A 21877-nucleotide genomic window follows, 5' to 3' on the forward strand; every position below is an offset into this window, starting at 1 on the left:
GGCTGCGCTCACATCGTGACGACGAGCTTGCCGCTCACGTGGCCCGTGCGCAGCGCGGCGACGGCGTCGTTCACCTGGGCGAGCGGGAACGTCGCCTGGATCGGGACCCGCAGAGTGCCGGCGGCGATCCGCGCCGCGACGTCGTCGAGCGCACCAGCATCCGCGTCGGCGCCCCCTGTCACGATCGTGCCCTCGGGTGCGTTCGGCCCGGCGGCGATGGTCGCGATCCGTGCCGGAGCGACGCCCAGTTCGAGCGCCGCGAGCGCCGTGTCGGTGCCGTGGAGGTCGAGTGCTGCATCCACCCCGTCGGGTGCGGCTTCGCGCACGCGGTCGACGAGGCCCTCGCCGTGCGCGACGGGGATCGCGCCGAGGTCGGAGACGAACTCGAAGTTGGCGGGGGAGGCCGTGCCGATGACTGTCGCTCCCGCCGCGACGGCGAGTTGGATCGCGAAGACGCCGACACCGCCTGCTGCCCCGCCGATCAGCACCGTGTCGCCGTCGGAGATCCCGACCGCGTGGAGCGCCGCGGCAGCCGTGCGGCCGGCGACCGCGAGGGTCGCGGCGGTGATGTCGTCGACCTCGTCGGGTGTCGATGCCAGGGTGTCCGATCCGAGCGTCACGACCGTGTGCTCGCCCATCGCGCGGCCTCGCGCGCCACCGAAGACGCGGTGTCCTACTGCGTATCCCGTGACACCCTCGCCGACCTCGTCGATCTCGCCTGCGAAGTCGTTGCCGAAGCCTCCGGGGACCTGGACGCCATACCGTTCGGAGACCTGCGGATAGACGGCGATCTTCCAGTCGACGGGATTGAGCCCCGCCGCGTGGACGCGGACCCGGAGCTGACCGGGCCCGGCATGGAGATCGTCGCGGTCGACGATCTCGAGGAGGAAGGGGTCGGCGTGTTCGTTGAGGCGCGCGTAGAGACTCATGCCTCTTTCGACGCTCGACAGCGCCGTGGCATTCCCGTGCTCATCCCGATCCTTCACATTCCTGATCGGGAATGAACCTCGATATGCCGCTACTCCTCGCCGTCGATGACGACGTTGAGGGGCTCCTGTCCCGCGAGCATCCGTTCGATCTGCGTCCGCACGAGCTTCGCGATCCGCGGTCGCATGGCGCTCGACGCTCCACCCACGTGCGGTGCGATGAGCGTTCCGGGTGCGGACCACAGGGGGTGGTCGCCGGGCAACGGCTCGGGCTCGGTCACATCCAGCGCCGCCCGCAGTCGCCCCGCCTGCAGTTCCGAGACGAGCGCATCCGTGTCCACGAGGGTGCCCCGTCCGACGTTGACCACGAGAGCCGCGTCGGGGAGGGCCGCCAAGAACTCCGCGTCGACGAGGTGCTGAGTGGCATCCCCGCCGGGAAGAGTGAGGATGACGATCTCCGCCGTCGGGAGGAGGGTCGGCAGGTCGTCGAGCGTGTGGACTTCGACGCCGCCCTCGATGCGCGCTCGTGTCGCGACGGCCGTCACGTGCGTCTCGAACGGCGCAAGGCGCGCGGCGACGGCCTTCCCGACACCGCCGAAACCGAGGACGAGCACATTCCGGTCGGCGAGGCTGTCGGCTGCGACGGGATGCCAGGCCCGCGCGTCCTGCGATCGGACGAAGGACGGAAGCTGGCGCTGGGACGCCAGAACGAGAGCGAGCGCCAGCTCGGCGGTGGAGGCCTCGTGCACCGACGCGGCGTTCGCGAACGGGAGGCCGGGAGGGAGCAGCTCGGCGACGCCTTCGTATCCGATCGACTGGCCCTGCACGAGCCCGACGTCGACGCCCTTCAGACGTTCGAGCACGCGCGACATCGACATGTAGGGCGGGACGACGAGATCGAACCGCTCGCGGGGCGACGGGGAGTCCATCGGCCACACGACGAGGTCGACCCCGTCGGGGAGCGGCTGCAGATCCGCGGCGAGCTCTTCCGAAGGAACGCTGACGACGAGATGAGTCACCCGACCCACGCTATCGTCGTGCACCTCGCGCGGGGCCGACGGCAGGGTTACGCTCGCGTCGAGCGGCGCGTGTCGCAGGGGGAGAGGGGCACATGGTTCCCGAGATCAACTACTGGGCGGTTCTCATCGCGACCGCGTCGAGCATGGTCGTGGGGTCGATCTGGTACACCCCGAAGGTCTTCGGCACCCGCTGGGCGCGTTTGGCCAAGGTGGACATGGGCCGACCGGCATCCAGTGCGACGATCGCCATCGTCGTGACCGTCCTCGTGAGCTTCGCGACAGCGTGGGTGCTCGCGGGTTCGACGGCGATCGCGTGGCACTTCTACGGCGGCGGATACCTGTGGACTGCGATCGTGACGGCCGTGACCCTGTGGGCCGGGTTCACGGCGGCACGCTTCATCACGCATGACGCCTTCGAGGGCCGTCCGTCGTCGCTCACCGTCCTCAACATCGCGCACGAACTCGTCACGGTTCTCGTGATGGCGATCATCATCGGAGTCTGGCCCCCCGCGGGCACCGTCTGACGCGTCGCCCGGGACGCGGCATCCCGCGCGAGACTGCATCCCGCGGCCGAGGCAGCACGCTGAGGCCGCAGTCTCGGCCGGAGGATGCAGTCTCGCGGTCGGGAGGGTTCGGGCGGCGCGGCGAACGGGCGCGGCGGGCGGGTCAGGCCGCCGCGGCGACGACGGAGGCGATCGCCGAGGTGAAGAACGGGAGGCCGTCGATCCCCGAGCGCATCGCGGCGGGGGTGTTCGGACCGAAGCCCTCTTCGACGGCGTGCTCGGGATGCGGCATGAGTCCGACGACGTTGCCGCGCTCGTTGGTGAGTCCCGCGATGTCGCGGAGCGAGCCGTTGGGGTTCACTCCGAGGTAGCGGAACGCGACGAGTCCCTCGCCCTCGAGGCGATCCAGCTCGGACTCCGCCGCGACGTATCCGCCGTCGGCGTTCTTCAGCGGGATCACGATCTCCTGGCCGTCGGCGAAGTCGCTCGTCCACGCCGTCGACGCGTTCTCGACCCGCAGCCGCTGGTCACGGCGGATGAACTGCTGATGCGCATTGCGGATCAGGCCGCCCGGCAGCAGGTGCGCTTCGACGAGCATCTGGAATCCGTTGCAGATACCGAGGACGGGCATTCCGGATGCCGCGGCATCCTTCACTTCGGACATGATCGGCGCGAGCGCGGCGATCGCGCCCGCCCGCAGGTAGTCGCCGTAGCTGAACCCTCCGGGAAGCACGAGCGCGTCGACACCCTCGAGGTCGTGCGAGCCGTGCCATAGAGCGACCGGCTCGCCGCCCGCGACGCGGATCGCGCGCTGCGCATCGCGGTCGTCGAGCGAACCGGGGAAGGTGATGACCCCGATCCGGGCGGTCATTCCACGACCTCGATGCCGACGACGTCTTCGATCACGGAGTTCGACAGGATCTCCTCGGCGACCTTGCGGGCCGTCGCGAGCGTCGCCTCGTCGACCTCGCCTTCGACGGCGAGTTCGAAGCGCTTGCCGATGCGGACACCCGTGAAGGCGTCGACGCCCAGACGTGAGAACGCTCCGGCGACGGCCTTCCCCTGCGGGTCCAGCAGTTCGGCCTTGGGCATGACGTCGACGACGATGGTGGGCATGGAAAGGCTCCGGAATGTCGCGGGCGGGGTATCCCGGACAGTCTACGGGCCTCGACGATCCGCGCCGGCGATTCCATCGTGACGTAACCGTGATCATTTCGTGGGAGCGCTCCCTTGATTTCGTGGGAGCGATCCCATAGCGTTGCCGTCACCATCGTGGGAGCGGTCCCACGAGAAGATTCGGATGCTGGGTCGTCCGACTCGAACCTGCACAGCAACACCCTTACGACACAAAGGAGTGACAGTGAATTCACGCGCCTTCAGAAAGGCCACGGTCGCGGTCGCGGCCCTCTCGGCCACGGCAATCGCCCTCGCCGGCTGCGCAACGGGGGGCGGGAGCGGCGACGCTTCCGCAGACCCCGACGGCGAGATCACCCTGACCCTCGCGACCTTCAACAACTTCGGCTACACGGACGAACTCCTCCAGGAGTACATGGACGAGAACCCGAACGTGAAGATCGTCCACAACAAGGCCGCGGAGTCGGGTGACGCGCGGGCCAACTACTTCCAGAAGCTCGGCAAGGAAGGCCTCGCCGACGTCGAGGCCGTCGAGATCGACTGGTTCGCCGAGGCGATGCAGTACTCCGACCTCCTCGCCGAAGTTCCCGACAGCGCGAAGGGCCGCTGGCTCGACTGGAAGGAAGCCGGCGCGACCGACGCGGACGGCCGTCTCGTGGGCTTCGGCACCGACATCGGCCCGCAGGCGATCTGCTACCGCGCCGACCTCTTCGAGGCCGCGGGCCTCCCGTCGACCCCCGACGAGGTCGCGACGCTGTTCGACGGCGATTGGGACAACTTCTTCGACATCGCCGATCAGTACAAGGCCGCCACGGGGAAGCCCATGATCGACGCGGCCAACTCGGTGCTCCAGGGCATCGTCAACCAGATGGAGTACACGTACACCGAGCCCGACGGCACCGTCATCGCGACGGAGAACCCCGAGATCGAGGACGCATACAACCTCGTCGTCGAGCGCGCGGTTCCCAACTCGGCCTACTCGGGCCAGTGGTCGGACGACTGGAACGCGTCGATGGCCAACGGCGAGTTCGCCACGATGCTCTGCCCGGGCTGGATGCTCGGCATCATCTCCGGCAACGCTCCCGACGTCTCGGGCTGGGAAGTCGCGAACGTCTTCCCCGGCGGTGGCGCCAACTGGGGCGGCTCGTACCTGACGGTCCCGGCGAACGGAAAGAACGTCGACGCGGCTCTTGCGCTCGCCGACTGGCTGACCGCTCCCGAGCAGCAGGCGAAGACCTTCATCGAGGCGGGTCAGTTCCCCAGCGCGATCGAAGCGCAGAGCGACCCGGCGGTCACGGACTCCACCAACGAGTTCTTCAACAACGCCCCGACCGGTCAGATCTTCGCCGAGCGGTCCGAGGCGATCACCGTCACCCCGTTCAAGGACGCGAACTACTTCAAGTACCACGACGCGCTCCAGAACGCAGTGAACCGCGTGTTCGACGGCACGGAAGACCAGACGACGTCCTGGAACACCTGGGTCGCCGAGGTCGAAGCCTTCTGATGATCCGAGGGGTGCGGGTCGCGACCGTGCGACCCGCACCCCTCGGCATCCCGATCTCGATTCGGAGCCTCCCGTGACATCGACTGTTACCCGCCCCACGACGTCCGGCCCGGCCGACCGGCCCACCCCCGAGCGCGCGCCCCGCGTGCTGTCCTTCGGGCAGAAGCTCAGCCGCTGGGACGTCAAGGTCTCGCCCTATCTCTACATCTCGCCGTTCTTCATCCTGTTCGCGATCGTCGGACTCTTCCCGATCGTGTTCACGGCGATCATCTCGTTCCAGGAATGGGACCTCGTCCGCAACTCCGGCACCTTCGTCGGGCTCGACCAGTACATCTGGATCCTCAACGACCCGAAGTTCTGGACGGCGCTGCGGAACACCTTCAGCATCTTCCTGCTCTCGACCATCCCGCAGCTGCTGCTGGCGATCTTCATCGCGGCGATGCTCGACCGCAACATCCGCGCGAAGACCTTCTGGCGCATGAGCGTGCTGCTGCCCTACGTCATGGCGCCCGTCGCGGTCGCCCTCATCTTCAGCAACATGTTCGGCGACAACCACGGACTCGTGAACAACATCCTGTCGAACATCGGACTCGAGCCCATTCCGTGGCACAAGGACCCGTTCTGGAGTCACGTCGCCATCGCGACGATGGTCAACTTCCGCTGGACCGGATACAACGCCCTCATCCTTCTCGCGGCGATGCAGGCTGTTCCCCGCGAGTACTACGAAGCGGCCACCGTCGACGGCGCCAATGCCTTCCGCCAGTTCATCAGCATCACGCTGCCGTCGCTGCGACCCACCCTCATCTTCGTCGTCATCACGTCGACGATCGGCGGGCTCCAGATCTTCGACGAGCCGCGGATGTTCGACAACACGGGTCAGGGTGGCGCGGCCCAGCAGTGGCTGACGATCACGCTGTACCTCTACAACATCGGTTGGGGCGAGTTCAACTTCGGCCGGGCCGCGGCCCTCGCGTGGATCCTTTTCATCATCATCCTCGTGATCGGCCTTCTCAATCTGCTCATCACCCGCCGTCTCGTGCGCGACGACGGCGGTCGCGGAGTCGTCCGTCCGCGTCGACGCCGGAAGGGAGTCCAGTCGTGAGCGCTGTCAGCACGCCACCACTCGCGATCGTCGAGGAGAACCTCCCCAACGATCGGCGCCGCCGTCGCGGAGAACGCACGACCCGCATCCGCGGTGTGCGCGCCGGATTCTGGGTCTACATGGGCCTCGCGGTCGTCATCGTCTCGGCGATCTTCCCCTACTACTGGTCGTTCCTGATCGGGTCGGGGGATGCCTCGACCATCAACGACCCCGACATGTCATGGCTGCCCGGCGGCAACTTCATCGACAACGCCCTGTCGGTCATGAACGACCCCGCCGTCAACTTCTGGCTCGCGCTGTGGAACTCGATCTTCAGCTCGACGGTCATCGCGGCATCCGTCGTCGTGTTCTCGACACTCGCGGGCTGGGCCTTCGCGAAGCTGCGCTTCAAGGGCGGAAAGTGGCTGCTCGCGTTCGTCGTCGCGACGATGGCGGTGCCGATGCAGCTCGGTGTCGTGCCGCTCTACATCCTCTTCGCCGATCTCGGCTGGACGGGGACGATCGGGGCGGTCATCGTGCCGGCGCTCACGAGCGCTTTCGGGGTGTTCTGGATGACGCAGTACCTCAGCCAGACCGTGCCCGATGAGCTCATCGAGGCCGCGCGCGTCGATGGCGCGTCGATGCTCCGGACGTTCTGGACCGTCGGTGTCGTCGCGGCGCGTCCGGCAGCGGCGATGCTCTTCCTCTTCACGTTCGTCGGCGCCTGGAACCAGTTCTTCTGGCCGTTCATCGTGCTCGACCGACAGAGCCCGACACTCCCCGTTGCGCTGTCGCTCCTGCAGGCGAACTACTTCGTCGACTACTCGGTCGTTCTCGCGGGCGTGCTCCTCGCGACGATCCCGCTCCTGCTGCTTTTCGTCTTCGCAGGCAAGCAACTCGTGAGCGGCATCATGGCCGGCGCAGTGAAGGGCTGATAAGACATGATCACAGCATCTCGAGAGGACTCTGCCCGAATGAGCACCACCGCCGAGCGCCCGTTCCCGTCGAACTTCCTGTTCGGCGCGGCGACGGCCGCCTTCCAGATCGAGGGCGCGGCCTTCGAAGACGGCCGACGGGCCTCGATCTGGGACACGTTCGCCCGCGTGCCGGGCGCCGTCATCAACGCCGACAACGGTGACGTCGCCTGCGACCACTACCACCTGTACCGCGACGACGTCGCACTGATGAAGGACATGGGCCTTCAGACGTACCGCTTCTCGACGTCGTGGTCGCGCGTGCGCCCCGACGGCGGAGCCGTCAACGCGCTGGGCCTGGACTTCTACAAGCGCCTGGTGGACGAACTCCTCGCCGCCGACATCCTGCCCTGGCTGACCCTGTACCACTGGGACCTTCCGCAGGCGCTGCAGGATCGCGGCGGATGGACGGTCCGCGACACGGCCGAGCGGTTCACGGAGTACGCCCTCACGATGCACGACGCCCTCGGTGACCGCGTCAACGTGTGGACGACGCTCAACGAGCCCTGGTGCTCGTCGTTCCTGAGCTACACGGCGGGACTCCACGCACCGGGGCACTACAGCATGCGCGAGGGGCTCCTGGCATCCCATCACCTGCTGCTCGGCCATGGGCAGGTCGTGCAGGAACTCCGCAGCCGCGACGCCTCCCTCGACCTCGGCATCACGCTCAACTTCACCGTTGCCGACCCCGCGGATCCGCAGAATCCCGCCGACGTCGACGCTGCGCGGCGCCTCGACGGCCAGCACAACCGCTGGTTCCTCGATCCCGTCTTCCGCGGGAGCTACCCGGCCGACATCGTGGAGGACTTCCGCGCGAAGGATGCCGCCGCCGTCGAGGCCTTCGAAGCGGCCGTCCTCCCGGGCGATCTCGACACGATCTCCGCGCACATCGATGCGCTCGGCGTGAACTACTACCACGGCGACCTCGTGAGCGCGGAGCCTCCCGCGAACCCGCCGAAGGGCGGCGACGCCCCGACCGATCGACGCGGAGAATCGCCCTTCCCTGCAGGATCGGGTCACCCGAACGAGCGGGGACTCGCTCGCACATCGATGAACTGGGAGGTGCAGTTCGACGGACTCCGGCGCCTGCTCTCCCGCGTGTGGACCGAGTACGCCCAGCCGGTCGGCACCGTCCTGTACGTGACGGAGAACGGCGCGGCGTACGACGACGAGCTCGTCGAGATCGACGGCGAGAAGCGGGTCCCGGATGCCGAGCGGGTCGACTTCCTGCGCGGACACCTGGGAGCGGTGCTGGATGCCGCCGAGTCGGGCGTCGACGTCCGCGGCTACTTCTACTGGTCGTTGCTCGACAACTTCGAGTGGGCGTGGGGATACGAGAAGCGGTTCGGTATCGTTCGAGTGGACTACGACACGCAGGAGCGGGTCGTCAAGGACAGCGGACGCGAGTACTCGCGCATCATCGCGGCGCGGGCGATCGACCTCGATCCCGCTCCCTCGGCGGTGTAGCGAACTCAGACGCCGGTCCGGGAAGGGCACGAAGCAATGGACACGGTGCGGGGTTCCGTCACGATCGAAGAGGTCGCTGCGGCGGCGGGAGTCTCACGGTCGACGGTGTCGCGCGTCGTCAACGGGTCGACGGCGGTGAGTCCGGAGGCGCTCGACTCCGTCAAGCGCGCCATCGCCGAACTCAACTACGTGCCGAACCGCGCCGCGCGGTCGCTCGCGAGTCGTCAAACGCATGCGATCGCGCTCATCGTGCCCGAAGACACGACGCGCTTCTTCGGCGACCCCTTCTTCGCCGCGATCGTGTCGGGGATCAACGCGCGTCTGAGTCGCTCCGACTATGTGCTGAACCTCTTCATCGCGAACGACGATCCCGGTGACAAGACGACGAGCTATGTCCGCAGCGGCGCGGTGGACGGCGCCGTCATCGTGTCGCACCACACGAGCGACACCTTCATCGACCGGATCGCCGCGGCCGTTCCGGTCGTCTATGGCGGTCGTCCCGTGCGGGAGCGCGAACGCGACTATTACGTCGACGTCGACAACGCGCGGGGCGCGCACGATGCCACCGTCTATCTCATCGAGCGCGGTCGCCGACGGATCGCGACGATCACGGGGCCCGTCACGATGCCGGCGGGCGTCGACCGACTCCAGGGATTCCGCGAGGCGCTGACTGCTTGGGGGCTCACGGAGGTCGCTGCCGAGGACGGCAACTTCACGGCCGACGGCGGGGCCTCGGCCATGCGTCGCATCCTGGATCGCGGCGAGATGCCCGATGCGATCTTCGTCGCGAGCGACCTCATGGCGCGCGGCGCCCTCAACGTGCTCGCGGCGAAGGGCATCCGCGTGCCCGAGGACATCGCGGTCATCGGCTTCGACGACTCACCCGTCGCGACGTCGGTCTCACCGCAGCTCACGACGATGCGGCAGCCCTCGTTCGCGCAGGGCGAGCGGATGGCCAGCATCCTGCTCGATCTCCTGGCGGGCCAGCACCCCCGCCACGTCACGATCCTCGAGACCGAGCTCATCGTCCGCGACTCCGTCTGAGGCGCTACGTCGCACCGCGCGTGTCGTTTCGGGCGCCGAGCGGCGAGACGACACGGGCCGCGCGAGGCGATACGGGGCCTGCGTTCACCACGTGCCGTCTGGCACGGCGTGTGTCGTCTCGGCGCCGGTGAGCGGATGCCGGTGAGCGGATGCCGGTGAGTGGATGCTGCTGCGGCGGTCAGCCGACGGGGTCGCCGCCCAGGGGGCCGACGGCGGGGATCGGTCCGCCGTCATCGGCGCCCGTGCGGCGCCACCGCGCGATCGCGTTGCCGAGGTGGTAGATGAGGAGCGCGGCGGCCGAGCCGACGACGATCGCGCCGAGTTGGAAGTCGCCCCACTGCATCGTGAATCCGGCGATCGCGATGACGAGCGCGACGGCGCCCGTGTACTGGTTGACGGGGCGTGAGAAGTCCACCCGGTTGTCGACCCAGATCTTGATGCCGATGATGCCGATGAGCCCGTAGAGCGCCGTCGTGACACCGCCGAGCACGCCCGGCGGGATCGAATTGAAGATCGCCCCGATCTTCGGCGACATCGCGAGGAGGATCGCCACGATGCCCGCGACCCAGTACGCCGCCGTCGAGTAGACGCGCGTCGCCGCCATGACGCCGATGTTCTCGCCGTAGGTCGTCGTGCCCGAACCGCCGAAGAACCCCGCGAGGGTCGTCGCGGCGCCGTCGGCGATGAGCGCGCGTCCCGTGTGCTCGTTGGCCGACGGATCCGTCATCGTCGCGACGCCGCGCACGTGACCGACGTTCTCGGCGATGAGCACGAGCACGACGGGCAGGAACATCGCGATCGCCGACCATGTGCCGGGCTTACCGAAGTCGGCGATGTGGAACTCGGGGAAGCCCAGCCATGCGGCCTCGGCGACTGCCGTGAAGTCGACCTCCTGGAAGATCAGCGCCGCCGCGTAGCCGACGATGACGCCGAGGAAGATCGAGATGCGGCCGAGGAACCCGCGGAACAGGACGCTGAACAGCACGACAGCCGCGAGCGTGATCGTCGCCGTCGTCGGCTGCTGCTGGAAGTTCGTCCACGCGACGGGGGCGAGGTTGAAGCCGATGAGCGCGACGATCGCGCCCGCGACGACGGGTGGCATGAGGCGATCGATCCAGCCGAGGCCCGCGAACTGCACGATGAATCCGACCGCGGCGAGGAGCACTCCGACGGCGACGATACCCGCGAGGGCGGAACCCATCCCCGCAGAGGCGGTCGCCGCTGTGACCGGAGCGATGAAGGCGAACGACGATCCCAGGTACGAGGGGAGCTTGTTGCGCGTGATGAGCAGAAACAGGATCGTGCCGATGCCCGAGAAGAGCAGCGTCGTCGACACGGGGAAGCCCGTGAGCACGGGAACGAGGAATGTCGCCCCGAACATCGCGATGACGTGCTGCGCGCCGATCGCGATCGTCGCGGGCCAATTGAGGCGTTCGCCCGGGGCGACCACTTTTCCGGGTTCGACGGTCCGACCGTTGCCGTGCAGGGACCACAGAGGCATGCCCGCTCCTTGTGCTGGGGGAATGATGCAGGCATCACCCTAGCGAGGGCAAGGGTTTGCGATGAACGCCCCGCTCCGAAAGGGTGGGGGATGCCGTTGCCCCGGGCCGCGGCATCCCTCGGCATAGCGATGTACGGAGACGATGTGACTGAACCAGCCCTGCCGCCCCAACCGATGGCCGCCCCCAGCAACGATGCCGCCCTCCAGGTGACCGGACTCCATAAGCGCTTCGGTGAGAAGGTCGCCGTCGACGGCATCAGCCTCACGGTTCCCACGGGCTCCTTCTACGGTCTCGTCGGCCCCAACGGGGCGGGGAAGACGACGACGCTCTCGATGGCGACGGGGCTTCTCGTGCCCGACGCCGGGCAGGCGACCGTGCACGGCGTCGACGTGTGGCGCGAGCCCGTCAAGGCGAAGGCGATGCTCGGCAACCTCGCCGACGGCGTCAAGCTCTTCGACCGCCTGACGGGCGAGCAGGTCGTGACGTACAACGGCCTCCTCTTCGGGTTGCCCCAGGAGGAGGTCGCGCGTCGCACGCAGGACCTCCTCGCGCTCCTGGACATGACGGATGCCGCGGGCACGATGGTCGTCGACTACTCGGCCGGCATGACGAAGAAGATCGCGCTGGCATGTGCGCTCGTGCACGCACCACGCCTTCTCGTGCTGGACGAGCCCTTCGAGTCGGTCGACCCCGTCTCGGCGGCGAACATCCAGGACATCCTCGTCGGCTACGTGCGCTCGGGTGGGACCGTCATCGTCTCGAGCCACTCGATGGACCTCGTGCAGCGCATGTGCGATCACGTCGCGATCATCGGCGCGGGCAAGCTCCTCGTCGCCGGAACAGTCGACGAGGTCCGTGCCGGGCAGTCGCTCCAGGACCGCTTCGTCGACCTCGTCGGAGGCCGCCGCCACACGGAAGGGCCGGAATGGTTGCGACACTCCTGAAGCTGCGCTTCCGCGTCCTGGGCAATCAGCTCGCGCGAAGCCCCTGGCAGCTGGTCGGATTCATCTTCGGCGCCCTCTACGGTCTCGGCGTGCTCGCGGGCGTGCTCATCGGGCTGTTCTTCCTCGGGTCGGCGGACCTCGCGACCGCCGGTCTCGTCATCACGGGTGTCGGTTCGCTCGTGACCCTCGGATGGGTGCTGGGGCCGCTCTTCGTCTTCGGTGTGGATACGACTCTCGACCCCAGCCGACTTCTCGTCTTCCCCATGCCGCTCGGGCGCATGATGGTCGCGCTCGCGCTCGCCGGGGTGACCGGCATCCCGGGCATCATCACGTCTGTCGCCGCGCTCGGCACGCTCATCACCTGGGCGCACTGGCCGATCGCCATCATCGCGGCGATCGTCTGCATTCCGCTGGCCGTCTTCACGGCGGTCGTCGCGTCTCGGGCGATGGCCTCACTCGCGTCGGGTCTCGGCGGCAAACGGCGATTCCGCGAGGCATCCGGCATCCTCGTCTTCATCCCGCTCATGCTCGCCGGCCCCATCATCGCCGGCGTCGCGACGGGCTTCGCGCTCAACCTCGACACCGTCACGGTCGTGGTCCGTGTGCTCGGGTGGACGCCGATCGGCGCCGCGTGGGCCGTCCCGGCCGACGTCGCCGGCGGCGACTGGCTCGCCGCGGGAGCGAAGTTCGTCATCGCGCTCGCGACGCTCGCGCTCCTGTGGGCGCTCTGGCGTTGGTCCCTCGCGGAGTCGCTCACGAGCCCGCATCAGTCGTCTGCCGCGGCGGTCGAGCCGGGGAAGCTCGGGCTGTTCGGACGCGTCCCCACAGGACCCGCCGGCGCGATCTTCGCGCGCTCGCTCACCTACTGGCTCCGCGATCCGAGGTACCTCCGCCAGCTCATCGTGGTCCCGCTCGTGCCCGTCCTGATCTGGTTCTACGCCCGCGACGGCGATGTGCTCTCGGCCCTCGGGTTCACCGCGCCGTTCGTCGCCTTCCTCTTCGGCATCGCGCTCTACGCCGACATCTCGTACGACGGCACGGCGTTCGGAACCGAGGTCGCGACGGGTGCGCCCGGCCGAGCCGACCGGATCGGACGCGTGCTCGCGGCATCCGTCATCGCCGTCCCCCTCACTCTCGTCGCGGCGATCGTGCCGTTCGCCCTGTCGGGCGAGTGGACGCGGTTCCCCGGTGTCCTCGGGATGTCGCTCGGTCTGCTGCTCACGTCGTACGGGGTGTGCGCCGTCACCTCGGCGCGCATCGTCGTGCCGGTCCCGGCATCGGGCGACAGCGCCTTCAAGCGCGTCCCCGGAACGACGCTGCTTCAGGGGCTCAGCGTGTTCGCCGTCTGGGGCGTCGCGCTTCTGCTCGCGTCGCCGTCGATCGTCGTCGGGCTCATCGGGTTCTTCACGGAGAGCGCGATGCTGAACTGGATCGCGCTTGCGGCGGGCCTCGTGCTGGGAGCCGTCTTGCTCTTCGTCGGAATCAGCGTGGGAGGACGGATGCTCGACCGCACGGGACCCGTGCTGCTCTCGCGCCTCAAGGCGATGAAAAACGCCTGATCGGCGCGGGCGATGAAAAATGCCTTATCGGCGCGGGCGATGAAGAACGCCTGATCAGGCGCCCGTCAGGCGCTCGAGCAGCTCGCGGTAGCGGGCACTCGTGCGCTCGACGATCTCGGTCGGAAGTGCGGGGGGCTCGCCGGTCTTGTCCCACTCGGCGGCGAGCCAGTCGCGCACGATCTGCTTGTCGAAGCTCGCCATCCGCTCGGTCGGCGTCGTGCCGACAGCCCAGGCCGCGGCATCCCAGTAGCGCGACGAATCGCTCGTGAGCACTTCGTCGGCGAGAGTCATGACGCCCTCGTCGTCGAGGCCGAACTCGAACTTCGTGTCGGCGAGGATGAGCCCGTGCGCTTCGGCGGCGCGGGCGGCGCGCTCGTAGATCTCGAGCGAGAGGTCGCGCAGCTCTTCGGCCCGTTCGGCGCCGACGATCTCGACCGTCTGATCGAACGAGATGTTCTCGTCGTGCTCGCCCATCGGAGCCTTGAACGCGGGCGTGAAGATGGGCGCGGGCAGACGGTCGCCGTTGCCGAGTCCGGCGGGAAGCCGGATGCCGCAGACGGTGCCGTCCGCCTGGTACTCGGCCCAGCCGGAACCCGTGAGGTAGCCGCGCACGACGCACTCGATGGGCTGCATGTCGAGGCTCCGCACGATCATCGCCCGGCCGGTCACGGCGTCGGGGATGAGGCTGACGGCCTCGTCGCCCACGAGCACGTGGTCAGCGGCGAGGTGGTTCGGGATGCCGCGTCCGCCGTCGGCGCCCGCGAGCTGGTCGAACCACCACAGGCTCAAGGTCGTCAGGAGCACGCCCTTGTCGGGGATGCCCGGCGACAGCACGTGGTCGAACGCGCTCACGCGGTCGCTCGCGACGACGAGAAGGTGCGGCGCGGATGCCGTGTCTCGGGCGTCGTCCGGGAGGTAGAGGTCGCGCACCTTGCCCGAATAGACGTGGCGCCATCCGGCGAGATCGAAGGCGGGGTCGGGGGAGTCCGTCACCCGCCCCATCATTCCAGACGCTTTGCCCCGACCTCGCGAGAGCTGTATAGTCCACGTGGACTAGTCGAGATGGAGTGATCGTGAAGGACGCCGTCGCGCGGCTGACGCCACTCGCCCTCATGGTGCTCGCGCTTCTGAAAGAGGGCGACATGCACCCCTACGAGATGATCCGTCTTCTGCGGGAGCGACGCGTCGATCGACTCGTCTCCATCACCAACGGCACGATGTACCACACGGTCGCGCGGCTCGACCGGGCCGGGCTCCTCGCCGAAGTCGGCGTCGACCGCGACGGCAACCGCCCCGAGCGCACGACGTACTCCCTGACGGATGCCGGTGCCGAGGCCGTCACGGAATGGGTGCGCCGCGAACTACCCCGTATCGACCGGCCCGAGCCGTTCCGCGTCGCACTCGCCGAAGCCCACAACCTCGACCGCGCCGAAGCGGTCTCGCTCCTCCGGCAGCGGCTCACGCTGCTCGCCGCAAAGCACGTCGCGCTCGGCGAGGGGCATCGGGGTGCCCGCGAGAAGGGCGTCCCCGCCCAGTACCTGCTCGAGGTCGACCGCGACGAGGAGCTCACGGGCGCCGATGTCGCGTGGCTCGAACGACTCATCCAGCGACTCGACGACCCCGACTTCGCGTGGGGTCCCGAGGCCGCACCATCCGAACGCTATCTCTCCCAACGAAAGGCGGCTCGGCGATGACCGATGCTTCCACCGGCTCCGTGACCGCACCTCGCCGCGCGGCATCCGCACAGAACACGCCCCGGAGCGCCTGGCCCGCGCTGTGGGCACTCGTCATCGGCTTCTTCATGATCCTCGTCGACACGACGATCGTGTCGGTCGCCAACCCCGCCATCAAGGCGGCGCTCGACCCCGACACGAACAACCTCGACAACGTCGTGTGGGTCACGTCGGCGTATCTGCTCGCCTACGCCGTGCCCCTCCTCATCACGGGGCGACTCGGCGACCGGTTCGGCCCCAAGAACATCTACCTCGTCGGTCTCGCGATCTTCACCCTCGCCTCGCTCGGCTGCGGGCTGTCCCCGACGCTCGGCGCCCTCATCGCCTTCCGCGCCGTGCAGGGGATCGGCGCCGCGCTCATGACCCCGCAGACGATGGCCGTCATCACGCGCACCTTCCCGCCGAACCAGCGCGGTGCGGCCATGGGCCTGTGGGGTGCCACCTCGGGTGTCGCGATGCTCGTCGGCCCGCTCGCGGGCGGCCTTCTCGTCGACGGCTTCGGGTGGGAGTGGATCTTCTTCGTCAACCTCCCCGTCGGTGTCATCGGCTTCGTGCTCGCCTGGATCCTCGTCCCTCGGCTCGAGAAGCATCCGCACCGCTTCGACCTCGTGGGCGTCGTCCTCAGCGCGGTCGCGCTCTTCTTGATCGTCTTCGGACTGCAGGAGGCCCAGACGTACGACTGGGGCGTCATCTGGGGACCCGTCACGGTGTGGGGGCTCATCCTCGTCGGGATCGCGGTGCTCGGTCTGTTCATCTGGCAGCAGTTCCGCACGAAGAGCGAGCCGCTCGTGCCGATGGCGCTCTTCCGCGACCGCAACTTCTCGGTCGCGAACCTCGGCATCGCGGCGGTCGGCTTCACTGTCACGAGCATGTCGCTGCCGCTCATGTTCTTCATCCAGCTCGCGCGAGGTCTGACGCCGACGGAGTCGGCGCTCCTCCTCGTGCCGATGGCGGTCGCCGCGGGCGTGCTGTCGCCGATCGCAGGGCGCTGGATCGACCGCACCGACCCTCGCGTCCTCCTGGTGCCGGGCCTTCTGCTCGTCGCCGGATCGCTCGTCCTGTACTCGGTGTTCATGAACCTCGACACCCCGATCTGGGCGTTCCTCATACCGTCGCTCATCATGGGCATCGGCAACGCCGGAATGTGGGGCCCGCTCGCGACGACCGCGACACGGAACCTCTCCCCGCGGCAGGCGGGCGCGGGCGCGGGCATCTACAACACGACGCGCACGATCGGGTCGGTCCTCGGGTCGGCCGCGATCGCCGCGTTCATGCAGGCGCGCCTCGAGGCGAACCTTCCCGGGGCCGGCGACGGCGGGTTCGAGGCAGGTCAGCTTCCCGACGTCGTCGCAGGACCCTTCGCGACGGCGATGGCGCAGACCATCCTGCTTCCCGCCGCCGTGATGCTCGTCGGAGTCGTCGCGGTGCTCTTCCTGCGTCGACCGACTCCTTCGACAGCGGCGTGGGAGGCTCCTGTCCGCACCGAGTGACGCGCGTTTCTGAGGAGATCCGCGATGGTGAGGGGATGCTGGGGTCGAGAACGTCCTCGGGAACGCGGATCTCCTCAGAAGCGCGGGCCCCGGGCAGGCTGAAATGCGCAGGATAGGCGCTCTCGCGGCATCCCGCGACCCCCTCACCCGTTGCAGGGGCTCGTCCGTAGCGTCGACGGCATGGATCTACGCAGAGGACGTATCCCCGCGGCGCTCGCCGCCCTCGCACTGACGGCCACGGCGGCAGCCGGATGCAGCCCGACGGCCGACGATGGGGCGCCGTCGCCCTCGTTCACCTCTCCATCGCCCTCACCGAGTCCGACATCGACGTATGCCGTACCGGACACGATCGAGGGCGAGATCGCCCGAGCCGTCTTCACTCCCGACGGCGGCACCGACGACTCACCGATGGTGCAGAGCATCGTGAGCGACGCGGTGGCGGCGGACGTGCTGTTCACCGTGCGGGGCCAATGCGTCGGAGACGGCGTCGACTACACGCTCATCACCGCGAACGTCGGCGACTCCGGGCGCGAGCTGCTGTCCGGCACGCTCGAGTGCGGAGTCGAGGACGACCTTCCGGCCCAATCGTCGGCGTACGAAGGGCTCGTGCAGGTCATGCTCGGGTCGACCGACGACGTCGACGCCGCGTGGGTCGCCGTCGTCCCGGCATCCTGACAGGGCACGATCGTGAGGGCATCCGCGATCGTGAGGACGTTTCGCCGCGGAGTCTCCTCAGGAGCGCCGATCTCCTCAGGATGACGGCGGAGTCAGTCCTCGACGACGCGGGCCGCGATGTCGTTCCGGTGCTGACCGCCCTCGAGCGTGATCGCGTCGACGGCGAGGTAGACGCGCTCGCGTGCTTCACGGAAGGTCGACCCGACCGCGACGACATTGAGCACGCGGCCCCCCGTCGCGATGAGCCCGTCGGCGGATGCGGCTGTGGCGGCGTGCGCGAGGTGCACACCGTCGACGGATGCCGCGGCCGCCAGCCCCGCGAGAGGGCGCCCCGTCACGGGTGACTCGGGGTATCCCTCGCTCGCGATGACGACCGTGACCGCGACGTCGTCGGAGAAGGACGGGGCCGCTTGATCCTCGAGGTGTCCGGATGCCGCGGCCAGCAGCAGCTCGGACAGAGGCTCGACGAGCCGCGGCAGCACGACCTGGGTCTCGGGGTCGCCGAAGCGCGCGTTGAACTCGATGACCTTGATGCCCTCGTCGGTGAGGATGAGGCCCGCGTAGAGAAGCCCGATGAAAGGCGTGCCCTCGGAGTCGAGCTGCCGGATGACGGGCTGGGCGACATCCCGCGTGACGGCCTCGACGAACGCCTCTTCACTGCCGAAGCGGTCGGCGAGCCAGGGGAGCGGGGAGTAGGCGCCCATGCCGCCCGTGTTGGGGCCGTCATCGCCGTCGCGGAGGCGCTTGTAATCCTGAGCGGGGCTCAGGGCGACGACGTAGTCGCCATCGCTCAGGAAGAAGAGGGACACCTCGGGGCCCGCGAGGAACTCCTCGATGAGGACCGGCCCGCTCGGGAGATACGTGTCGGCGTGCGCGAGGGCCGCTTCGCGGTCGGAGGTCACGATGACGCCCTTGCCGGCGGCCAGACCGTCGGCCTTCACGACGTGAGGCGCGCCGAACTCCTCGAGCGCCGCCTCGACCTCGGCGCGCGTATGGGCGCGCGTCGCGCCGCCGGTGGGCACGCCCGCGGCATCCATGATCCGCTTCGCGAACGTCTTCGATCCCTCGAGCTGCGCAGCGGCCTTGCCGGGGCCGAAGACCGGGATGCCGCGCTCGCGGAGCGCGTCGGCGACGCCGGAGACGAGCGGGGCCTCGGGCCCGATGACGACGAGGTCGACCGCGTTCTCGTTCGCGAACGACGTGACGGCGCCGGGATCGTTCGCGTCGAGGTCGACGAGCGTCGCGTCGGCGGCGATGCCGGCGTTGCCCGGGGCGGCGAAGATCTCGTGCGAGTTCTCCTCCGAACGGAGGGCGAGGATGATGGCGTGCTCGCGCGCGCCGGAGCCGAGGACGAGGATTCTCACCCGCCCAGCCTACCGAGGGGTGACGGTGCGCTTACGGTGGAGGCATGCCCCGCAGGATCACGACGGACGAGGGCCGCGCCGCCCTCGCGGCTGTGCGCGGCGGTTCCGAGGTACGGACCGATGTCGCCACGGCCGTGCGGTACCTGCTGCAGCTCCTCGCCGAGAAGGCGCCCGGGCACACCGTCGAGATGCGCGTGCCCCCGTTCGGCGCCGTGCAGGTCGTCGACGGTCCGCGTCACACCCGCGGCACGCCGCCCAACGTCGTCGAGACCGACTCCGCGACGTGGATCGCGCTGGCCCTCGGCGAAGAGCACTGGGCGGACGCTGCGGCGTCGGGCCGCATCGCGGCGTCAGGCACCCGCGCCAACCTCTCCGACCTCCTCCCCCTCCGCCCCTGACCCCTCCCCTTCTTCGTCGAGACACCGGCATCTCGACGAGACACCCCGTCGTTTGCGCACAACAACGGGGTGTCTCGGCGACATCGCGGTTAGTCGACGAGGGGAGGGGCGGCGCGAGTGCGGCGGCGGGCGAGCGCGACGAGCGTGACGACGGTGGCGGCCACGAGTAGCAGCGCGAGGAGGAGCGTCCAGGGGACGGCGAGCAGCGTGTAGTCGTGGACGACGGATGCCAGGCCGCGGGCTCCGATGCCGATCGCCTCCGGCTCGACGACGACCGATCCCGAGACCCATCCCCATGGCGCCATCGGAAGCTCACGCTCGACCTCGATCGTGGACCCCGGGATGATCTCGGGCAGGAGCGCCGGCTCGTCCGTCGTGCCGAAGGCGCCGAAAGGTCCCGCGGCGGCAGAGGCGTCCACGCCGGTCACGAGCGTGTTCCCCGCGTTCGTCACGCGGTAGGCCAGCACGACGGCGCCCGGCTCGAAGGGGTTCCACGATGCCCGGTAGCTCGCGGCGACATCGGTCACCTCGACGGCGGGGGCGAGTTCGCCCGAGACGCGCACCGTGATGCGGGTCGCGAGGCGCCGGTCGACGTCGACGGTTGCCGTCCCGCCGCCGCGGAACGACGTGATGAGACCCGCCGAGTGGTCGCCGGGAGCGGCATCCGCGGGAACCGTCACGGTGAACCCGACATCCGCCTGCGCACCCGGCGCGAGGGAGAGCTGCGGCATGTCGACCTCGACCCACGTGCCGGCGTCGACCGACGGGGTCTCGCTCGTGTGGAGGTCGATGTTGCCCGTCGGTGTCGTGAACGCGTCGGCCGCGTAGACCGCGAGATCGAGCGGCGTCGTGCCCGTGTTCGTCACGCGCATCACGTCGGTGTAACTCCCGCCGGGATCGGCGACGTACGAGAAGTTGGCGCGGTCGGTCCCGTGTACGCCGTCGACGGTTTCGACGGTCCACGCGACAGCCGGGGTGGCGTCGTCGGCTGCCGAGGCGTGCGCGAGAGGTGAGAGGAGGGATGCCGCGACGGCCGCGGCGACGGGGAGGAGGCGGCGCATGTGGTCTGCTTTCGGGAGCATAGGGGCGAGCGGAAGGGATGCCGCGGCGGACCGCGCGAGGGGGCCCGACGCCTGCGCGCCGAGCCCCCGTGAGTGCGATCGTGCTTACTGGACGGCGGTCAGGGTGAGCGTTGTCGTGTAGTCGCCCGCGGCGGTCGCGCCGGGGATGACGAGCGACAGCGCCGCACCGACCGTCGCGCTCGTGGCCGCGGTCGAGCTCGCGAGGACGCTCGCGCTGCCGAGGCCCGTGCCGCCGACCTGCGTCGAGGTGACCGCGGAGCCCGCCGTCGCGGTGCCCGAGACGACGCTCGGCGTCCACCCGAGGAAGCCGGCGCTGAACGAGCCGGTCGCCGAGGCGAAGTCGGTGACCTGTCCCGAGATGCTCCAGCCGTACGGGGTCGTGCCGCCCGCGCGGGTGTCGGTCACGACGACGTCGTTGAGAGCTCCGGTCGCGACGAAGTTCGCGCCGTCGGCGGTCGCGGTGCCCAGGTCGACGGCCGATTCGGTCGCCCACGCCCAACCGAACGAGCCGCTCGGCTCTTCGGGGGCCTCCGGCACCTCGACGGTGATGTCACCGGCATCCGATGCCGGCTCCTCGGTCTCGGCGACGGTGAAGGCGATGTCCATGGGCAGCGCGGGCTTCAGGTCCTGGTTGCCGCCGCAGCCCGTCGAGTAGAAGTGCGACGCGACGGACGCGCCGGCGGAGTTGCCTACGAGGGTTTCGACGAACTCGGCAGGCCACGCACCGGCGAGGCTCGGGGCCGTGCACGTGAGGGTCTGGTTCTGGACGACGGCGGCGTCGAGGACCACGCCCTCGAAGTCGGGGCTCAGACGGAAGCCGTCCTCGTCCAGACCGCTGATCGACCCGGCGCTGAAGGTCGCGAGGGTCACGCGGCCGAACGCGGCCGCCTCGAACGGGTTGCCGCTCATGTCGGTGCCCGCGCCGATCGTGAAGTCGAACGTCAGCTCGCCGGACCCGTCTGCGGCGACCACGAGCTGCGGGTCGGAGTAGATCTCGTTGGGCGCGTTGTAGATCGCGGGGTACGCGTTGACGGTGTACGAACCGTCCCACGAGAGCTCCGCCGCACCGGTCTCGGGGTCGACCGTCCCCGTGCCAGCGCTGAACTTCACGGCGTTCGGGTTCGCTCCGCTGCGGGCGTTGGCGGGGAAGGACGTCGCGGGGAAGACAGGTGTGACGTACTCCGTCTGCGTCGCGCCGGCGAGGTACGTCACGTCGCCGGTGAGGTCCTTGAACGTCCAGGGCCCGAAGATGCCCTGTTGCGCATAGCCGTTGAGGCCCCACGTGAGGGTCGCGTCGTCGACGTCGGCTGCAGCCGCCTGCGCGGGGGCGGCGAACGCGAGGCCGCTCAAAGCGAGCGCGGTGACGGCTCCCGCGGCGGCGAGAAGCCGCATCCTGCGATGTGCCGTATCAGTGCGTGAATGCACGGTGAATCCCTTTCGGATCGGTTCAGGTGGATCCGACATCGTCCGTTTCATGA

General features: G+C 69.0%; 21 protein-coding genes. 12 read left to right on the forward strand and 9 right to left on the reverse strand.

Annotated features, from left to right (window positions below; translation table 11 throughout):
• Positions 1 to 8: 8 nt before the first annotated feature.
• Positions 9 to 929: an NADP-dependent oxidoreductase gene (locus FBY39_RS04635; RefSeq protein ID WP_141930601.1), complete on the reverse strand. Its 921-nt coding sequence runs from the start codon at positions 927 to 929 to the stop codon at positions 9 to 11.
• Between the two features lie 89 nt (positions 930 to 1018).
• Entirely contained in the window at positions 1019 to 1945 is a 927-nt protein-coding gene (locus FBY39_RS04640) for a 2-hydroxyacid dehydrogenase (RefSeq protein ID WP_141930602.1), read from the reverse strand.
• Positions 1946 to 2037: 92 nt separating this feature from the next.
• On the opposite strand from FBY39_RS04640, the gene FBY39_RS04645 reads away from it, so the two are divergent.
• Positions 2038 to 2469 (forward strand): DUF1761 domain-containing protein, encoded by a 432-nt coding sequence (locus tag FBY39_RS04645; protein WP_141930604.1) that lies wholly within the window; start codon positions 2038 to 2040, stop codon positions 2467 to 2469.
• Positions 2470 to 2611: 142 nt separating this feature from the next.
• On the opposite strand, the gene purQ is transcribed toward FBY39_RS04645, so the two are convergent.
• Together purQ and FBY39_RS04655 are read right to left on the reverse strand one after the other, a co-directional pair.
• Positions 2612 to 3319 (reverse strand): phosphoribosylformylglycinamidine synthase subunit PurQ, encoded by a 708-nt coding sequence (gene purQ, locus FBY39_RS04650; protein ID WP_141930606.1) that lies wholly within the window; start codon positions 3317 to 3319, stop codon positions 2612 to 2614.
• Positions 3316 to 3564 (reverse strand): phosphoribosylformylglycinamidine synthase subunit PurS, encoded by a 249-nt coding sequence (locus tag FBY39_RS04655; protein WP_141930608.1) that lies wholly within the window; start codon positions 3562 to 3564, stop codon positions 3316 to 3318. Before FBY39_RS04655 ends, purQ begins: the two co-directional genes overlap by 4 nt.
• 244 nt (positions 3565 to 3808) lie before the next feature.
• Here FBY39_RS04655 and FBY39_RS04660 point away from each other — a divergent pair, with 244 nt between their 5' ends.
• The 5 genes from FBY39_RS04660 (at position 3809) to FBY39_RS04680 (ending at position 9652) form a co-directional block, all read left to right on the forward strand.
• Complete coding sequence (locus FBY39_RS04660; RefSeq protein WP_141930609.1) at positions 3809 to 5086, forward strand: ABC transporter substrate-binding protein; 1278 nt, start codon at positions 3809 to 3811, stop codon at positions 5084 to 5086.
• A gap of 73 nt (positions 5087 to 5159) precedes the next feature.
• On the forward strand, positions 5160 to 6188 hold the full coding sequence (locus FBY39_RS04665; protein ID WP_141930611.1) for a carbohydrate ABC transporter permease: 1029 nt from the start codon (positions 5160 to 5162) through the stop codon (positions 6186 to 6188).
• Positions 6185 to 7102, forward strand: a complete 918-nt coding sequence (locus FBY39_RS04670; protein WP_141930613.1) for a carbohydrate ABC transporter permease — start codon at positions 6185 to 6187, stop codon at positions 7100 to 7102. The genes FBY39_RS04665 and FBY39_RS04670 overlap by 4 nt, the downstream gene beginning before the upstream one ends.
• A gap of 39 nt (positions 7103 to 7141) precedes the next feature.
• Positions 7142 to 8608 carry a GH1 family beta-glucosidase gene (locus FBY39_RS04675; protein ID WP_141930614.1) on the forward strand — a complete coding sequence of 489 codons (1467 nt, stop codon included), beginning with the start codon at positions 7142 to 7144 and terminating at the stop codon, positions 8606 to 8608.
• A gap of 36 nt (positions 8609 to 8644) precedes the next feature.
• Positions 8645 to 9652 (forward strand): LacI family DNA-binding transcriptional regulator, encoded by a 1008-nt coding sequence (locus FBY39_RS04680; protein ID WP_141930616.1) that lies wholly within the window; start codon positions 8645 to 8647, stop codon positions 9650 to 9652.
• Between the two features lie 178 nt (positions 9653 to 9830).
• Here FBY39_RS04680 and FBY39_RS04685 read toward each other — a convergent pair whose 3' ends face one another.
• Positions 9831 to 11153, reverse strand: coding sequence for a uracil-xanthine permease family protein (locus FBY39_RS04685; protein WP_141930617.1), 1323 nt, complete (start codon positions 11151 to 11153; stop codon positions 9831 to 9833).
• Positions 11154 to 11327: 174 nt separating this feature from the next.
• Here FBY39_RS04685 and FBY39_RS04690 point away from each other — a divergent pair, with 174 nt between their 5' ends.
• Positions 11328 to 12098, forward strand: a complete 771-nt coding sequence (locus tag FBY39_RS04690) for an ABC transporter ATP-binding protein (protein WP_141933892.1) — start codon at positions 11328 to 11330, stop codon at positions 12096 to 12098.
• Positions 12080 to 13657, forward strand: coding sequence for a hypothetical protein (locus FBY39_RS04695; protein WP_141930619.1), 1578 nt, complete (start codon positions 12080 to 12082; stop codon positions 13655 to 13657). The genes FBY39_RS04690 and FBY39_RS04695 overlap by 19 nt, the downstream gene beginning before the upstream one ends.
• Positions 13658 to 13711: 54 nt before the next feature.
• Here the strand turns inward: FBY39_RS04695 and FBY39_RS04700 are convergent, their stop codons facing one another.
• Positions 13712 to 14659 (reverse strand): phosphoribosylaminoimidazolesuccinocarboxamide synthase, encoded by a 948-nt coding sequence (locus tag FBY39_RS04700; RefSeq protein WP_141933894.1) that lies wholly within the window; start codon positions 14657 to 14659, stop codon positions 13712 to 13714.
• A gap of 65 nt (positions 14660 to 14724) precedes the next feature.
• Between FBY39_RS04700 and FBY39_RS04705 the strand changes: the two genes are divergently transcribed.
• From FBY39_RS04705 to FBY39_RS04715, 3 genes are all read left to right on the forward strand, one after another.
• Complete coding sequence (locus FBY39_RS04705; protein WP_313901684.1) at positions 14725 to 15351, forward strand: PadR family transcriptional regulator; 627 nt, start codon at positions 14725 to 14727, stop codon at positions 15349 to 15351.
• The gene (locus FBY39_RS04710; RefSeq protein WP_141930620.1) at positions 15348 to 16880 is read left to right on the forward strand and encodes a DHA2 family efflux MFS transporter permease subunit; all 1533 of its coding nucleotides are present in this window, start codon (positions 15348 to 15350) and stop codon (positions 16878 to 16880) included. Before FBY39_RS04705 ends, FBY39_RS04710 begins: the two co-directional genes overlap by 4 nt.
• A 180-nt stretch (positions 16881 to 17060) precedes the next feature.
• Positions 17061 to 17555: a hypothetical protein gene (locus FBY39_RS04715; RefSeq protein ID WP_141930622.1), complete on the forward strand. Its 495-nt coding sequence runs from the start codon at positions 17061 to 17063 to the stop codon at positions 17553 to 17555.
• 92 nt (positions 17556 to 17647) lie between these two features.
• Here the strand turns inward: FBY39_RS04715 and purD are convergent, their stop codons facing one another.
• Positions 17648 to 18919 (reverse strand): phosphoribosylamine--glycine ligase, encoded by a 1272-nt coding sequence (purD, locus tag FBY39_RS04720; RefSeq protein ID WP_141930624.1) that lies wholly within the window; start codon positions 18917 to 18919, stop codon positions 17648 to 17650.
• A gap of 44 nt (positions 18920 to 18963) precedes the next feature.
• Here purD and FBY39_RS04725 point away from each other — a divergent pair, with 44 nt between their 5' ends.
• Positions 18964 to 19317: a sterol carrier family protein gene (locus FBY39_RS04725; protein ID WP_141930626.1), complete on the forward strand. Its 354-nt coding sequence runs from the start codon at positions 18964 to 18966 to the stop codon at positions 19315 to 19317.
• Between the two features lie 89 nt (positions 19318 to 19406).
• Here FBY39_RS04725 and FBY39_RS04730 read toward each other — a convergent pair whose 3' ends face one another.
• Positions 19407 to 20378: a WxL protein peptidoglycan domain-containing protein gene (locus tag FBY39_RS04730; RefSeq protein ID WP_160132933.1), complete on the reverse strand. Its 972-nt coding sequence runs from the start codon at positions 20376 to 20378 to the stop codon at positions 19407 to 19409.
• Between the two features lie 105 nt (positions 20379 to 20483).
• Positions 20484 to 21824, reverse strand: a complete 1341-nt coding sequence (locus tag FBY39_RS04735; protein WP_222115658.1) for a hypothetical protein — start codon at positions 21822 to 21824, stop codon at positions 20484 to 20486.
• Between the last annotated feature and the right edge of the window lie 53 nt (positions 21825 to 21877).

Origin of the sequence: Microbacterium sp. SLBN-146 (genome assembly GCF_006715145.1) — a bacterium.
GTDB lineage: Bacteria > Actinomycetota > Actinomycetes > Actinomycetales > Microbacteriaceae > Microbacterium.

What these genes read in the sequence shown, in the direction of transcription:
- FBY39_RS04710 (WP_141930620.1), top strand. Translation starts at nt 15,348, where the DNA reads ATGACCGATGCTTCCACCGGCTCCGTGACCGCACCTCGCCGCGCGGCA.
- FBY39_RS04725 (WP_141930626.1), top strand. Translation starts at nt 18,964, where the DNA reads ATGCCCCGCAGGATCACGACGGACGAGGGCCGCGCCGCCCTCGCGGCT.
- FBY39_RS04675 (WP_141930614.1), top strand. Translation starts at nt 7,142, where the DNA reads ATGAGCACCACCGCCGAGCGCCCGTTCCCGTCGAACTTCCTGTTCGGC.
- FBY39_RS04695 (WP_141930619.1), top strand. Translation starts at nt 12,080, where the DNA reads ATGGTTGCGACACTCCTGAAGCTGCGCTTCCGCGTCCTGGGCAATCAG.
- FBY39_RS04715 (WP_141930622.1), top strand. Translation starts at nt 17,061, where the DNA reads ATGGATCTACGCAGAGGACGTATCCCCGCGGCGCTCGCCGCCCTCGCA.
- FBY39_RS04690 (WP_141933892.1), top strand. Translation starts at nt 11,328, where the DNA reads ATGGCCGCCCCCAGCAACGATGCCGCCCTCCAGGTGACCGGACTCCAT.
- FBY39_RS04680 (WP_141930616.1), top strand. Translation starts at nt 8,645, where the DNA reads ATGGACACGGTGCGGGGTTCCGTCACGATCGAAGAGGTCGCTGCGGCG.
- FBY39_RS04645 (WP_141930604.1), top strand. Translation starts at nt 2,038, where the DNA reads ATGGTTCCCGAGATCAACTACTGGGCGGTTCTCATCGCGACCGCGTCG.
- FBY39_RS04730 (WP_160132933.1), bottom strand. Translation starts at nt 20,378, where the DNA reads ATGCGCCGCCTCCTCCCCGTCGCCGCGGCCGTCGCGGCATCCCTCCTC.
- FBY39_RS04685 (WP_141930617.1), bottom strand. Translation starts at nt 11,153, where the DNA reads ATGCCTCTGTGGTCCCTGCACGGCAACGGTCGGACCGTCGAACCCGGA.
- FBY39_RS04635 (WP_141930601.1), bottom strand. Translation starts at nt 929, where the DNA reads ATGAGTCTCTACGCGCGCCTCAACGAACACGCCGACCCCTTCCTCCTC.
- FBY39_RS04700 (WP_141933894.1), bottom strand. Translation starts at nt 14,659, where the DNA reads ATGGGGCGGGTGACGGACTCCCCCGACCCCGCCTTCGATCTCGCCGGA.
- FBY39_RS04655 (WP_141930608.1), bottom strand. Translation starts at nt 3,564, where the DNA reads ATGCCCACCATCGTCGTCGACGTCATGCCCAAGGCCGAACTGCTGGAC.
- purQ (WP_141930606.1), bottom strand. Translation starts at nt 3,319, where the DNA reads ATGACCGCCCGGATCGGGGTCATCACCTTCCCCGGTTCGCTCGACGAC.